Genomic DNA, 13,455 nt, shown 5'->3' on the forward strand with positions numbered 1-13,455 from the left:
CTTCCCGAAGTAGGCGATCATTGACAGTCACTGTCAGCAAGTCATAGCCTGCCATTTTGTTCGCCGATGTGTAAAGGTCGCGCACCGCAGTCCGGGAGGTCAATGATGAGTAGCCCGTCCAAACTTCGTGTCATCCAGTGGGCGACCGGCGGTGTGGGTAAGGCGGCGATCCAGTGCGTCCTCAATCACCCACAGCTGGAACTCGTCGGGTGCTGGGTGCACAGCGCGGACAAGAACGGTGTCGACGTCGGGCGGATCATCGGCACCCAGGATCTCGGTGTCACGGCCACCACGAGCGCCGACGAGGTGCTGGCGCTGGACGCCGACTGCGTCATGTACAGCCCGCTGATCCCCAACGACGACGAGGTCATCGCGATCCTGCGATCCGGCAAGAACGTCGTCACACCGGTCGGCTGGGTCTACCCCGACCCGGCCAACCCGCGCCACCGGGCCGTCGCCGACGCCGCGGCGGAAAGCGGTGTCACGCTGCATGGTTCGGGGATCCACCCCGGGGGCATCACGGAGCGATTCCCGCTCATGGTGTCCTCGTTGTCGTCGGCGATCACGCACGTGCGCGCCGAGGAGTTCTCCGACATCCGCACCTACAACGCACCCGACGTGGTCCGCCACATCATGGGATTCGGCGGCACGCCCGAGGAGGCCACCCAGGGGCCGATGGCCGGACTGCTCGACGGGGGCTTCAAGCAGTCGGTGCGGATGATCGCCGATCACATGGGTTTTCGCATCGACCCCAACATCAGGACCATCCAAGATGTCGCCGTGGCGACCGCGGAGATCGACTACGACCCCTTCCCGATCGCCGTCGGCACCGTGGCGGCGCGCCGCTTCCGCTGGCAAGCGCTGGTCGATGGCGAGCCGGTCATCACCGCGGCGGTCAACTGGCTGATGGGCGAGGAAAACCTCGATCCCGCCTGGGATTTCGGTGGGCGCGGCGAACGCTTCGAGGTCGACATCACCGGCGACCCCGACGTGAGCCTCACCTTCAAGGGGCTGCAGCCGGAGACGATCGCCGAAGGGCTGATCAAGAATCCCGGCGTCGTGGTCACTGCCAACCACTGCATCAACGCCGTTCCCGACGTCTGCGCCGCCGAACCGGGCATCAAGACCTACCTCGATCTGCCGTTGTTCGCCGGCCGCCCGGCCCCGAATCTCGCGGCGGGCAGGCCATGACCCTCGACGACGTGTCGTTCTGTCACCTCGTCGTCGGCGTCACCGACATGGACCGCGCACTGGCGTTCTACCGCGACGTCCTGGGCATGGACGTGGTCTTCGAAACGCTCATCTCCGGAGAGCCTTTCGATGCGGTGTTGCACGCGACCCGCAAGCAGGAGGGGCGGGTCGTCGGCGGGCTGCTGGGCGGGTTGATGATCGAGCTGCTGTCGATCGGCAGCAAGCCGACCGAACACAAACCGCGACGGGGCATCACCGGGATCCACAACGTCTCGCTGTCGGTGCCCGACCTCGACGACACCCATCGCCGCATCGTCTCCGCCGGTTACACCCCCGACCAGGATCCCTTCGAGATCGGCGGTGTCCGAATGTTTTTCGTCAAGGATCCGGACGGGACGCCGGTGGAGTTCATCGAACTGCCCAACGGCGCGCGGAGCACCTACGAACTGCACCGGGGCGTGGCGCTACAGATGGGACCCGCCGAATGAGCTACAGCCACCCCGATTCGATGCGCGGGCACGTCGCGATCGTCACCGGCGCCGCCCAGGGCGTCGGCAAGGGCGTGGCCACCGCGTTGCTCGAACGCGGCGCGGCGGTGCTGCTGGTCGACATCCAGGAGGAGGCCCTCGAGGCGACCACCACCGAACTCAGGGCGATCGGACGGGTCGAACGGCTCGTCGCAGACCTGCGCGACCCCGACAGTGCGCCGCGGATCGAGACCGCCGCGATCGACGCCTTCGGTACCGTGCACGGCCTGGTGAACAACGCGATCGCCACCAACGAGCCCAAGGCGTTCGTCGACATCACCACCGAAGACCTCGCGCTCGGCTACGACGTCGGGCCCCGGGCGACCTTCCTGCTCATGCAGGCCGTGCACCCGCTGATGGTCAGGGAGGGCGGCGGGTCGATCGTCAACCTCGGCTCCGGGACGGGTACCGGCGGCGAGCCCAAGTGGGGTGGGTACGCGGCCGCCAAGGAAGGCATCCGCGGACTGTCCAAGGTCGCGGCGCTCGAATGGGGACGCGACAACATCCGCGTCAACGTCATCTGCCCATTCGCCGAGTCGGACGGCGTCAAGTACTGGAAGTCGTTCGCGCCCAAGGAATACGAGAAGGCCGTGGGCCGCGTCCCGATGAAGCGCATCGGCGACGTCCGCACCGACGTGGGCGCGCTGGTGGCGTTCCTGCTCGGCAGTGACGCGACGTTCATCACCGGGCAGACCATCCACGTCGACGGCGGGATCGGCTGCTTCCGGTGACCTCGCCCACCCGACCAGAGTCGCTCCGCGATCGGCAGCGCGCGCAGATCCGCGCCGACATCCGGCGCGCGGCGTTCCGGCTGTTCGTGGAGCGCGGGTATGACGCGGTGACGACGGAGGAAATCGCCACGGCCGCAGGCGTTTCCCCGCGCACCTTCTTCCGCCACGTGCCGGCGAAGGAGGAGCTGCTGCTTGCGCCGGTGCGCTATGGCGGCGCCGCGATAGTCAACCTCCTCGAAGGCCGCCCGGCCGCCGAACCACCCGACATCGCGCTGATCAACGCCATCGTCACCCGCACCCGCTCGTTCGAGCAGGCCGACACCGAGGAATGGCGCGAAGCCCTGCTGGTGGCCCCCGACCTGCTCGACAAGGTCACGGTGCACCGGCCCGCCGACAAGGACCGGGCGACCAAACTCATCGCCGAACGAATGGGCGTCAACGCCGACGCCGATCTGCGTCCGGGCTTGCTGGTCCAACTGGCCTTCGCGGCGGCGGATTTCGCTTTCCAGCAATGGGTACGACAATCGGGAAAGCCGCGGCCGCTCGACCGCTACGTCACCGAGGCTCTCGACGCGGTCAAAAGCCCGCACTGGAAACGGAAGTGAGCGGTCAGCGTCGGTGCAACACCTCGGGATTGGCGATCCGAACGGGCGTCCCGTCCAGCCATGCCACCACTGACTCCACGGTGTCGGAGTAGAAGGCGCCGAGCATCTCGCGGGTGACGTACCCCAGGTGGGGAGACAGCGTCACATTCGGCAGCCGCCGCAAACGGTGATCGCCGGGCAGCGGTTCGACGTCGTACACGTCCAGCCCGGCACCGGCGATGCGCCCCGACTCCAACGCGGCGAGCAGCGCAGCCTCGTCGACGATCGGACCCCGCGACGTGTTGATCAGGTAGGCGTGCGGCTGCATCAAGGCCAGCTCGGACGCGGCGACCAGCCCCCGGGTGCGCTCCGAGAGCACCACATGGATGGAGACCACGTCGGAGGCAGCGAACAGCTCCGACTTCTGCACGCGCCGGGCCCCCACGCTCGCGGCGGTGTCCGCGGTGAGATTTTGGCTCCATGCGATCACGTCCATGCCGAACGCCTTGGCATACTCGGCCATTCGTTTGCCGACCCTGCCCAGACCGAGCAGGCCGAGCGTCTTGCCCGCCAGCGTCATACCCGCGGCGCTCTGCCAGCCGCCGTCGCGCATGTTGCGATGCTCTTCGGCGAGATTGCGCACCGTCGCGATCATCAGGCCCCACGCGAGTTCCGGCGTCGCATCGCGCATTGCCCTGAATCGGGGGTGCGCGAAATCGGAGTGAGCGACCAGGATCCCGTGCTCGGTGGCGGCGGCCAGGTCCAGGTTCGGCAGGCTCTTGCCGACGATGGTGATCAGTTTCAGGTTCGGCAGCCGCGCGATGAGCGTCGACGGAAACGCCATCCGCTCGCGCAGGGTGCACACCACGTCGAACGGCCGCAGCGCTTCGGCGGCCGCGTCCTCGGAGAGGTGGCGATCGAAAACGGTTACCTCCGAGCGTGTCTGCACGGGTGACCAGTCGGCGACCCGCAACGCCACTCCCGCGTAGTCGTCGAGTACCGCGACCTTGGGCATGGCTCACTCGATCATCGCGTTGCCGTGCCCGTCAAGACCGGGCACTGTGGACCCATGGGCGTTGTCGTGATCGGCCAGATCGCACGCGATCTGGTGCTGCGTACCGATGGGCCGCCGACGACCGACGATTCCACCACGGTCGTGCAGCGCAAGGAGCTGCTGGGCGGCAAGGGCGCCAATCAGGCGGTCGGCCTGGCGCAGCTGGGCGTGCCGGTCGCCCTCATCGCGGTGGCCGGTGACGACGACGCGGGGACGTCGGTCCTGGCGCAGGCCCAACGGGACGGCATCGACGTCGGCGGCGTCGCGCGTCGCGGCACCACGGCGCTGTTGATCGATGTGGTCCCAAAACCGCCGGAACGCATGCTCCTCGAAGACGTGCCCGAAAGCTCGCTGATCCAAGTCGCCGACCTCGATCGGTCCGTGTTCGACACCGCCGACACCGTTTCCATTCAGCTGCAGCAGCCGCCGGCCACCGCGTTGGAAGCCGCGCAACGCGCTCGGCGGCGGGGTCTGCGCGTCGTGGCCGACGGCGCGCCCGCCGAGCACATTCGGGCCGACCTGCTCGCGGCGGTCGACGTGATCCGCGCCGACGCCACGGAAGCCTCGCTCATCGCGGGCCGGGAGATCGGCACGGCGGCGCAGGCGCGCGAGCTGGCCGACCGCCTGTTGGCCTGCGGTCCGGGACTGGTCGCCCTCGCGGTTCCGAAGGTCGGTGACCTGGTGGCGTGGGACGGTGGCAGCCGGCTCTTCGAATTCGCCGACGTCGACGTGGTGGATCCGACCGGCGCGGGCGACGCGTTCGTGGCCGGGCTGATCGCCGCGCTGCGTGATGGCGCCGCACCACCGGAGGCCGGCGAGCTTGCGGCCGCGGCCGCCAGCGCTACCGTTCAGCGCCTCGGCGGCCGGCCCGACCTGACCGCGCTCAAGGCGTGATCGCCGGCGGATACGGCAGATCGGTGCTGCTGTGGGGGTCGACGTACACCGGATGGCCGAGGTATGGGAACGCGCGTTGCGGGCACGCGGGCCGGTCGCAGATCTTGCAGCCGGCGCCGATCGGCACGATCGACTCGGCGTCGCCCAAATCGATGCCGACGGAGTAGATCAGCTTCTCCGCGTGCGCGACGTCGCACCCCAGTCCGATGGCGAAACTCTTGTCCGGGCCGAGGTATCGGCTCGGCTCCGTCGTGGTGGTTCGCGCGACCCAGAAGTAGGTGCGCTCGTCGGGCATCTGCGCGACTTGGGTCAGAAACTGGCCGGGCCGCGAGAACGCGTGGTGGACCACCCACAGCGGACAGTTGCCGCCGACGCGTGAGAAGTGAAAAGCGGTGGCGGATTGGCGTTTAGAGATGTTGCCGGCGCTGTCGGTGCGGACGAAGATGAACGGCACGCCCCGCGCGTTCGGGCGCTGCAGGGTGGACAGCCGGTGGCAGATGGTTTCGAATCCCACCTCGAATCGCCTTGCCAGCTGGTCGATGTCGTAGCGGACGTCCTCGGCGGCCTCGAGGAATCTCAGGTAGGGAAGCAGCAGGGCGCCGGCGAAATAGTTGGCCAGCCCGATGCGCGCCACACTGCGGGCGTCGTCGCTGAGCTGGTCGTCGCCGGCGATGATCCCGGTGATCAACTTGGCCTGGGTGAGCAGGGCGATCTGGGTGGCGAGTTGAAAGGCACGCTGGCCCGGATGCAGCCACCGAGCCAGGTACAGGGTTTTCGATTCGGGCGCAAACCGGCGTTTGGAGTTGGGATCCAACACCTGACCGTCGTCGATCACCACCGAGACGCCGAGCTGTTCGGCGAGCAGCTCTGCGAGCTGGCCGTCGAGTCCGCCGATTCGCAAGTGGTTCTTGGTGAACAGCTCTTCGGCCGCGAGATCCAGTTCGCCGATGTAGTTCTTGCGGTCGTAGAAGAAATCGCGAACCTCTTCGAACGGCATCGGCTGCTGGGACAGCGACGACGCGTCCGAGACTTCCGAATTCGCGCGGCTGTGCAGGGCCTCCAGGTCGGCCGTCGTGTCGTGCAGCCGCCTGTGCAGGTTGACCAGGGTCTGACCGATCGCGGGCATGCGGGCGACGAGCTCCTCGACCTGCCCGGCCGTCGCGGGCGCCTCGGCGAGCACCTCCCGCAGGTCGGAGATCAGGCGGGCGTCGGACTCCGGCGCGAAGTACTGACTCGGCAGGTCGAATCGTTCGGTGAGGGTGAGCAGTACCGGAACGGTGATCGGGCGCTGGTCGTTTTCCAGCTGGTTGACGTAGCTGGTCGACAGCCCCAGGACGCGGGCCAGCGCCACCTGGGTCAGCCCCTGTTCCTCGCGCAATCGCCGTAGCCGCGCGCCGGCGAACGTCTTCGCCACGGAACCCACCGTACGCCCAACTCCTTTCACAACATTCGCAAACTGCCGCGGACAAGGACACAAGATTACGCTTTTACAGGGGATTTACGCCGACTTCAGCCCTGCGTACTGTGCGAGTTATGCGCATTCATGATGTTCGGACTCGTCGTAGCGCCGACGACTTCCCCCGCAGTGAACACCTCGCGTGGAAGATCGCCGAGGTCGCGGCCGACCCGGTCGCCGTGCCCGCCGACGTCGAGGCGATGGTGATCAACCGCATCATCGACAACGCCGCCGTCTCGGCCGCCTCGCTGCTCCGCCGGCCGGTGGCGGTCGCGCGGGCTCAGGCGCGGGCGCACCCCGCCGCGGCCAAGGGCGCCAAGGTTTTCGGGATCGAGGGCGACTACTCCCCGGAGTGGGCGGCCTGGGCCAACGGCGTCGCGGTGCGCGAATTGGATTTCCACGACACGTTTCTGGCCGCCGAGTACTCGCATCCCGGTGACAACATTCCCGCCCTGGTGGCGGTGGCGCAGCACCTGGGGATCGGCGGCGCCGACCTGATCCGGGGCATCGCGACCGGCTACGAGATCCAGATCGACCTGGTCAAGGGAATCTGCCTGCACGAGCACAAGATTGACCACGTCGCGCACCTGGGCCCGTCGGTGGCAGCCGGCCTGGGCACGATGTTGGGCCTGGACAAAGAGACCATCTATCAGGCGATCGGCCAGGCGCTGCACCTGACGACGTCGACCCGGCAGTCGCGCAAGGGCCTGATCTCGAGCTGGAAGGCGTACGCGCCCGCCTGGGCGGGCAAGGTCGCCATCGAGGCCGTCGACCGCGCCATGCGCGGTGAGGGCGCGCCGGCCCCGATCTGGGAGGGCGAGGACGGCGTGATCGGCTGGCTGCTTTCGGGGCCCGAGCACACCTATCACGTCCCGCTGCCCGAGCCCGGCGAGCCGAAGCGCGCCATCCTCGACAGCTACACCAAGGAACACTCGGCGGAGTATCAGAGTCAGGCGCTGATCGACCTCGCGCGCCGGATGCGCGAACGGATCGGCGATCTGAACCAGGTCGCGACCATCGTGCTGCACACCAGCCATCACACCCACTACGTGATCGGCACCGGGTCGGGCGATCCGCAGAAGTTCGATCCCGACGCTTCGCGCGAGACGCTGGATCACTCGGTGATGTACATCTTCGCGGTCGCGCTGCAGGACGGCACCTGGCATCACGAGCGCTCGTATGCGCCGCAGCGGGCGCGTCGCCCCGACACCGTCGAGCTGTGGCACAAGATCTCGACGGTCGAGGATCCCGAATGGACCCGGCGCTACCACTCGACCGATCCGGCGGAGAAGGCGTTCGGCGCGCGCGCGGAGGTCACCCTCAAGAACGGCGAGGTCATCGTCGACGAGCTCGCCGTCGCCGACGCTCATCCGCTGGGGGCGCGGCCATTCGAGCGCAAGCAGTACGTCGGGAAGTTCACCGAGCTGGCCGAGGGCGTGGTCGGCGAGGGCGAGCAGCAGCGGTTCCTGTCGGCGGCCGAAGCCCTGGCGGACCTGCAGGCGGGCGCTTTGGGCGCGCTCAACATCACGGTCGCTCCGCTGATTCTCGACAAGGCGCCCGCGATCGGGCCGGGGATTTTCTGATGGGCGGGCTGATCGGCGGGGCCGTTCCGGCGACCGACAAGCGGGCGCGGTTCCGCGACGCGCTGGAAAGCGGTCGGCTGCAACGGTTCCCGGGCGCCTTCTCACCACTGGTGGCCAAGCTCGTCGCCGAGCTCGGGTTCGACGGCGTGTACGTGTCGGGCGCGGCGCTTTCGGCCGACCTCGGCCTGCCCGACATCGGCCTGACCACCCTGACCGAGGTCAGCGGGCGAGGCGCCCAGATCGCGGGGGTGAGCGACCTGCCCACCCTGATCGACGCCGACACCGGCTTCGGTGAGCCGATGAGCGCGGCGCGTACCGTGACGGTGCTCGAGGACGCCGGCCTGGCGGGCTGCCACCTGGAGGACCAGGAAAACCCCAAGCGCTGCGGGCATCTCGACGGCAAGGCCGTGGTGCCGGCCGGCGAGATGATCAAACGGCTGCGGGCCGCCGTCTCCGCGCGCCGCGACCCGAATTTCATCGTCTGCGCCCGCACCGATGCCGCCGGCATCGAGGGGGTGGGGGCGGCGATCGAGCGCGCCAAGGCCTACGCCGACGCGGGTGCGGACCTGATCTTCACCGAAGCCTTGGGCAGCCCAACGGAATTCGAGCGGTTCCGCGCCGCGGTGGACACACCCTTGCTGGCCAACATGACCGAGTTCGGCAAGTCGCCGCTGCTGACCACCCAACAGCTGTCCGACATCGGCTACAACGTGGTGATCTACCCCGTCACCACGCTGCGGCTGGCCATGCACGCCGTCGAGGCGGGCCTTCGCGAAATCGCCGAGACCGGAACACAATCCGGCCTGACCGAGCGGATGCAGCACCGCAGCCGCCTCTACGAACTGCTGCGCTACGCCGATTACACCCAATTCGATTCCGACCTCTACAACTTTTCCGTCCAAGGAGTCGCGCCATGAGCACCGTCGAAGACAACAAGCCCCGCATTTACAAAGGCCTGGCCGGCGTCGTCGTCGACACCACCGCCATCTCCAAGGTCGTCCCGGAGACCAACTCGCTGACCTACCGCGGGTACGCCGTGCAGGACCTCGCGGCCACGTGCAGCTTCGAGCAGGTCGCCTACCTGCTGTGGCACGGCGAGTTGCCCGACGAGCAGCAGCTGGCGCTGTTCACCCAGCGGGAACGAGCGGCGCGTCGGCTGAACCGGTCCCAGTTGTCGCTGCTGACCAAGTTGCCCGACACCTGCCACCCCATGGACGTCGTGCGCACCTTCGTCAGCTCGATGGGCGCCGAAGATCCCGATGAGGACGACAACAGCCCGGGGGCCAACTACGCCAAGGCCTTGCGGATGTTCGCGGTGCTGCCCACCGTCGTCGCGGCCGACATGCGCCGCCGGCGCGGACTGGAACCCATCGCGCCCCACAGCCACATGAGCTACGCCCAGAATTTCTTGCACATGTGCTTCGGCGACGTCCCCGAGCAGGTGATCGTCGACGCGTTCGAACAGTCGATGGTGCTCTACGCCGAGCACAGCTTCAACGCCTCCACCTTCGCCGCGCGCGTGGTCACCTCGACCCAGTCCGACATCTACAGCGCGGTCACGGCCGCCATCGGTGCGCTCAAGGGCTCGCTGCACGGCGGGGCCAACGAAGCGGTCATGCACGACATGATCGAAATCGGAAGCGCCGAACGGGCTTCGGAGTGGTTGTCTGGCAAGCTGGATCGCAAAGACAAGATCATGGGCTTCGGTCACCGCGTCTACAAGAACGGCGACTCCCGGGTGCCGACCATGAAGGCGGCGCTCACGCGCGTCGCCGCGGCGCGCGACGGTCAGAGGTGGCTTGACATCTACGAGGTCCTGGAAAAGGGGATGGCCCAAGCCAATGGCATCAAGCCGAACCTGGACTTTCCCACCGGCCCGGCCTATTACCTGATGGGCTTCGACATCGGGGCTTTCACCCCGATTTTCGTGATGAGCCGGATCACCGGATGGACGGCGCACATCATCGAGCAGACCGCGTCGAACGCGTTGATCCGTCCGCTGAGCGAGTATGTCGGACCGCCGCAACGCGCTCTATCGTAAGTACCGTGTTGACGAAAGTCCTGGTCGCCAATCGCGGTGAGATCGCGATCCGCGCCTTCCGCGCCGCCTACGAACTGGAAATGGCCACCGTGGCGGTCTACCCCTACGAGGACCGCAATTCGGTGCACCGGCTCAAGGCCGACGAGTCGTACCAGATCGGTGAGGAGGGCCACCCGGTCCGCGCCTACCTGTCGGTCGACGACATCGTCGCCACGGCGCAGGCGTGCGGGGCGGACGCCATCTACCCGGGCTACGGGTTCCTGTCCGAGAACCCGGACCTGGCGGCGGCGTGCGCGGCCGCGGGCATCACGTTCGTCGGCCCGAGCGCCGAGGTGCTCGAGCTCACCGGCAACAAAGCGCGCGCGATCGCGGCGGCGCGGGCGGCGGGCCTGCCGGTGCTGGCGTCCTCGGCGCCCTCGACATCGGTGGACGAGCTGGTGACAGCCGCCGAGTCGATGACATTTCCGCTGTTCGTCAAGGCGGTCGCCGGTGGTGGCGGCCGCGGGATGCGCCGGGTCACCGACCCCGCGGCGCTGCCGGAGGCGATCGAGGCGGCCAGCCGGGAGGCCGAATCCGCCTTCGGGGATGCCTCGGTGTTTCTCGAACAGGCGGTGATCAACCCGCGCCACATCGAGGTCCAGATCCTGGCGGACAACCACGGCAACGTGATCCACCTCTACGAACGGGACTGCAGCGTGCAGCGGCGGCACCAGAAGGTGATCGAGATCGCCCCGGCGCCGAACCTGGATCCACAACTGCGCGAACGTATTTGCGCCGACGCGGTGGCGTTCGCGCGAAGCATCGGCTACACCTGCGCGGGCACGGTCGAGTTCTTGCTCGACGAACGCGGCGATCACGTGTTCATCGAGATGAATCCCCGCATCCAGGTGGAGCACACGGTGACCGAGGAGATCACCGACGTCGACCTGGTGTCCGCCCAGCTGCGCATCGCGTCCGGTCAAACGCTGGAAGAGATTGGCCTGCACCAGGGTTCGATCGTCCCGCACGGCGCGGCGCTGCAATGCCGCATCACCACCGAAGACCCGGCGAACGGTTTCCGCCCGGACACCGGCCGCATCACCGCCTACCGCACCCCGGGCGGCGCGGGAATACGACTGGACGGCGGCACCACCCTGGGCGCGGAGATCAGCGCGCATTTCGACTCGATGCTGATCAAGCTCAGTTGCCGGGGCCGCGACTTCCCCACCGCGGTGCGCCGCGCCCGGCGGGCGGTCGCGGAGTTCCGCATCCGCGGTGTGTCGACGAATATCCCCTTCCTGCAAGCGGTCCTGGACGACCCCGACTTCCAGGCCGGGCGCATCACCACGTCGTTCATCGAGGAACGCCCGCAGCTGCTCACCGCGCGCAGCTCGGCCGACCGCGGCACCAAGATCCTCAACTACCTGGCCGACGTCACCGTCAACAAGCCCCACGGTGAGCGCCCGTCAACGGTGTACCCGCACGACAAGCTGCCCGACATCGACCTGTCGACCGACCCACCCGCGGGCTCCAAGCAGCGTCTGACCGAACTCGGACCCCAGCGATTCGCGGCCTGGCTCCGCGAGTCGCGCGGCGTCGCCGTCACGGACACCACGTTCCGCGACGCGCACCAGTCGCTGCTGGCGACCCGCGTCCGCACCAGCGGCCTGATCAAGGTCGCACCCTACCTCGCGCGGACCATGCCGCAACTGTTGTCGGTGGAGTGCTGGGGCGGCGCGACTTACGATGTGGCGCTGCGGTTCTTGAAGGAGGACCCGTGGGAGCGGCTGGCGGCGCTGCGGGAGGCGATGCCCAACATCTGCCTGCAGATGCTGCTGCGCGGACGCAACACCGTCGGCTACACGCCCTATCCGGAGACGGTGACGACGGCGTTCGTCGAGGAGGCGACGGCCACCGGCATCGACATCTTCCGGATCTTCGACGCGTTGAACAACGTCGACTCGATGCGCCCGGCCATCGACGCGGTGCGCGACACCGGGGCGGCGGTGGCCGAGGTGGCGATGTCCTACACCGGGGATCTCAGCGATCCGGCCGAAAAGCTTTACACGCTCGACTATTACCTCAAGTTGGCCGAACAGATCGTCGAAGCGGGCGCGCACGTCCTGGCGATCAAGGACATGGCCGGGTTGTTACGCGCGCCGGCCGCCGCGACGCTGGTCTCGGCGCTCAAATCCCGGTTCGACCTGCCGGTGCACGTGCATACCCACGACACCCCGGGCGGACAACTCGCGAGCTACGTGGCGGCCTGGCACGCGGGGGCCGACGCCGTCGACGGTGCCGCTGCCCCGCTCGCGGGGACCACCAGCCAGCCCGCGCTGTCATCGATCGTGGCCGCCGCCGCCAACACCGACTACGACACCGGGTTGTCGCTGCGGGCGGTGTGCGACCTGGAACCGTACTGGGAGGCGCTGCGGAAGGTGTACGCGCCGTTCGAATCCGGGCTGCCGTCCCCGACGGGCCGCGTCTACCACCACGAGATCCCCGGTGGCCAACTGTCGAACTTGCGCCAGCAGGCCATTGCGCTGGGTCTCGGCGACCGGTTCGAGGACATCGAAAACGCCTACGCCGGCGCCGACGCCATCCTCGGGCACCTCGTCAAGGTCACGCCGTCGAGCAAGGTGGTCGGCGACCTGGCGCTGGCGCTGGTCGGGGCGGGCGTCAGCGCGCAAGACTTCGCCGAAGATCCCGCGCGCTATGACATCCCGGATTCGGTGATCGGGTTCCTGCGCGGCGAACTCGGCGATCCGCCCGGCGGCTGGCCGGAGCCGTTGCGTACCAAGGCGTTAGACGGCCGCGGCCCGGTCAAGCCCGAGCAGCCGCTGACGGCCGACGATGAAAAGGCGTTGGCCACACCGGGCGCCGAACGGCAGGCGGCGCTGAACCGGCTGCTGTTCCCCGGGCCGGCCAAAGAGCTCGAGGACCACCGCGAGGCCTACGGCGACACCTCCGGATTGAGCGCCAACCAGTTCTTCTACGGGCTGCGCCAGGGGGACGAGCATCGCGTGGAGCTGGAGCGCGGTGTGGAGCTGCTGATCGGGTTGGAGGCCATCTCCGACCCCGACGAACGCGGCATGCGCACCGTGATGTGCATCCTCAACGGTCAGCTGCGGCCCGTCGTGGTGCGCGACCGCAGCATCGCCACCGACGTCCCGGCCGCCGAGAAGGCCGACCGCGCCAATCCCGATCACGTCGCCGCCCCCTTTGCGGGCGTCGTCACGGTCACCGCCGAGGTCGGCGAGGAGGTCGAGGCCGGCCAGACGATCGCGACGATCGAGGCCATGAAGATGGAGGCCGCCGTCACCACCCCCAAGGCCGGCAAGGTCGCGCGAATCGCGGTGTCGCGCACCGCACAAGTCGAGGGCGGCGACCTCCTGGTGGTGATCGACTAGCGGCG

General features: G+C 68.2%; 11 protein-coding genes. 9 read left to right on the forward strand and 2 right to left on the reverse strand.

The features are described 5' to 3' along the window. The first annotated feature begins 105 nt into the window (after positions 1 to 105). From QGN31_RS23945 to QGN31_RS23960, 4 genes are read left to right on the forward strand one after another with little or no spacing between them, the layout of a single operon-like run. A complete protein-coding gene (locus tag QGN31_RS23945; protein ID WP_029385323.1) occupies positions 106 to 1,191 on the forward strand; it encodes an NAD(P)H-dependent amine dehydrogenase family protein in 1,086 nt (361 codons plus the stop codon). Then, entirely contained in the window at positions 1,188 to 1,679 is a 492-nt protein-coding gene (locus QGN31_RS23950; protein ID WP_014381658.1) for a VOC family protein, read from the forward strand. Before QGN31_RS23945 ends, QGN31_RS23950 begins: the two co-directional genes overlap by 4 nt. Further along, complete coding sequence (locus tag QGN31_RS23955; RefSeq protein ID WP_014941149.1) at positions 1,676 to 2,449, forward strand: SDR family NAD(P)-dependent oxidoreductase; 774 nt, start codon at positions 1,676 to 1,678, stop codon at positions 2,447 to 2,449. Before QGN31_RS23950 ends, QGN31_RS23955 begins: the two co-directional genes overlap by 4 nt. Further along, positions 2,446 to 3,054 carry a TetR/AcrR family transcriptional regulator gene (locus QGN31_RS23960; RefSeq protein ID WP_009956709.1) on the forward strand — a complete coding sequence of 203 codons (609 nt, stop codon included), beginning with the start codon at positions 2,446 to 2,448 and terminating at the stop codon, positions 3,052 to 3,054. Before QGN31_RS23955 ends, QGN31_RS23960 begins: the two co-directional genes overlap by 4 nt. A gap of 4 nt (positions 3,055 to 3,058) precedes the next feature. Here the strand turns inward: QGN31_RS23960 and QGN31_RS23965 are convergent, their stop codons facing one another. Then, on the reverse strand, positions 3,059 to 4,048 hold the full coding sequence (locus QGN31_RS23965) for a D-2-hydroxyacid dehydrogenase family protein (protein WP_014710820.1): 990 nt from the start codon (positions 4,046 to 4,048) through the stop codon (positions 3,059 to 3,061). A gap of 54 nt (positions 4,049 to 4,102) precedes the next feature. Between QGN31_RS23965 and QGN31_RS23970 the strand changes: the two genes are divergently transcribed. Next, positions 4,103 to 4,981, forward strand: a complete 879-nt coding sequence (locus QGN31_RS23970; RefSeq protein ID WP_014710819.1) for a PfkB family carbohydrate kinase — start codon at positions 4,103 to 4,105, stop codon at positions 4,979 to 4,981. On the opposite strand, the gene QGN31_RS23975 is transcribed toward QGN31_RS23970, so the two are convergent. Then, entirely contained in the window at positions 4,971 to 6,404 is a 1,434-nt protein-coding gene (locus tag QGN31_RS23975; protein WP_008263181.1) for a short-chain fatty acyl-CoA regulator family protein, read from the reverse strand. The genes QGN31_RS23970 and QGN31_RS23975 overlap by 11 nt on opposite strands. Positions 6,405 to 6,514: 110 nt before the next feature. Here QGN31_RS23975 and prpD point away from each other — a divergent pair, with 110 nt between their 5' ends. From prpD to QGN31_RS23995, 4 genes are read left to right on the forward strand one after another with little or no spacing between them, the layout of a single operon-like run. Next, entirely contained in the window at positions 6,515 to 8,020 is a 1,506-nt protein-coding gene (gene prpD / locus QGN31_RS23980; protein WP_014710818.1) for a 2-methylcitrate dehydratase PrpD, read from the forward strand. Then, positions 8,020 to 8,937: a methylisocitrate lyase gene (gene prpB, locus QGN31_RS23985; RefSeq protein ID WP_014710817.1), complete on the forward strand. Its 918-nt coding sequence runs from the start codon at positions 8,020 to 8,022 to the stop codon at positions 8,935 to 8,937. The genes prpD and prpB overlap by 1 nt, the downstream gene beginning before the upstream one ends. Further along, positions 8,934 to 10,061, forward strand: a complete 1,128-nt coding sequence (locus QGN31_RS23990) for a bifunctional 2-methylcitrate synthase/citrate synthase (protein ID WP_009956716.1) — start codon at positions 8,934 to 8,936, stop codon at positions 10,059 to 10,061. Before prpB ends, QGN31_RS23990 begins: the two co-directional genes overlap by 4 nt. A gap of 5 nt (positions 10,062 to 10,066) precedes the next feature. Continuing rightward, the gene (locus QGN31_RS23995) at positions 10,067 to 13,450 is read left to right on the forward strand and encodes a pyruvate carboxylase (protein WP_014941148.1); all 3,384 of its coding nucleotides are present in this window, start codon (positions 10,067 to 10,069) and stop codon (positions 13,448 to 13,450) included. Positions 13,451 to 13,455: the final 5 nt, after the last annotated feature.

Origin of the sequence: Mycobacterium sp. 2-64, assembly GCF_035918375.1 — a bacterium.
GTDB lineage: Bacteria > Actinomycetota > Actinomycetes > Mycobacteriales > Mycobacteriaceae > Mycobacterium > Mycobacterium intracellulare.

Coding starts and splice junctions, on each gene's coding strand:
- prpB (WP_014710817.1), top strand. CDS start 8,020: ATGGGCGGGCTGATCGGCGGGGCCGTTCCGGCGACCGACAAGCGGGCG.
- QGN31_RS23955 (WP_014941149.1), top strand. CDS start 1,676: ATGAGCTACAGCCACCCCGATTCGATGCGCGGGCACGTCGCGATCGTC.
- QGN31_RS23945 (WP_029385323.1), top strand. CDS start 106: ATGAGTAGCCCGTCCAAACTTCGTGTCATCCAGTGGGCGACCGGCGGT.
- QGN31_RS23965 (WP_014710820.1), bottom strand. CDS start 4,048: ATGCCCAAGGTCGCGGTACTCGACGACTACGCGGGAGTGGCGTTGCGG.
- QGN31_RS23990 (WP_009956716.1), top strand. CDS start 8,934: ATGAGCACCGTCGAAGACAACAAGCCCCGCATTTACAAAGGCCTGGCC.
- QGN31_RS23970 (WP_014710819.1), top strand. CDS start 4,103: ATGGGCGTTGTCGTGATCGGCCAGATCGCACGCGATCTGGTGCTGCGT.
- QGN31_RS23950 (WP_014381658.1), top strand. CDS start 1,188: ATGACCCTCGACGACGTGTCGTTCTGTCACCTCGTCGTCGGCGTCACC.
- prpD (WP_014710818.1), top strand. CDS start 6,515: ATGCGCATTCATGATGTTCGGACTCGTCGTAGCGCCGACGACTTCCCC.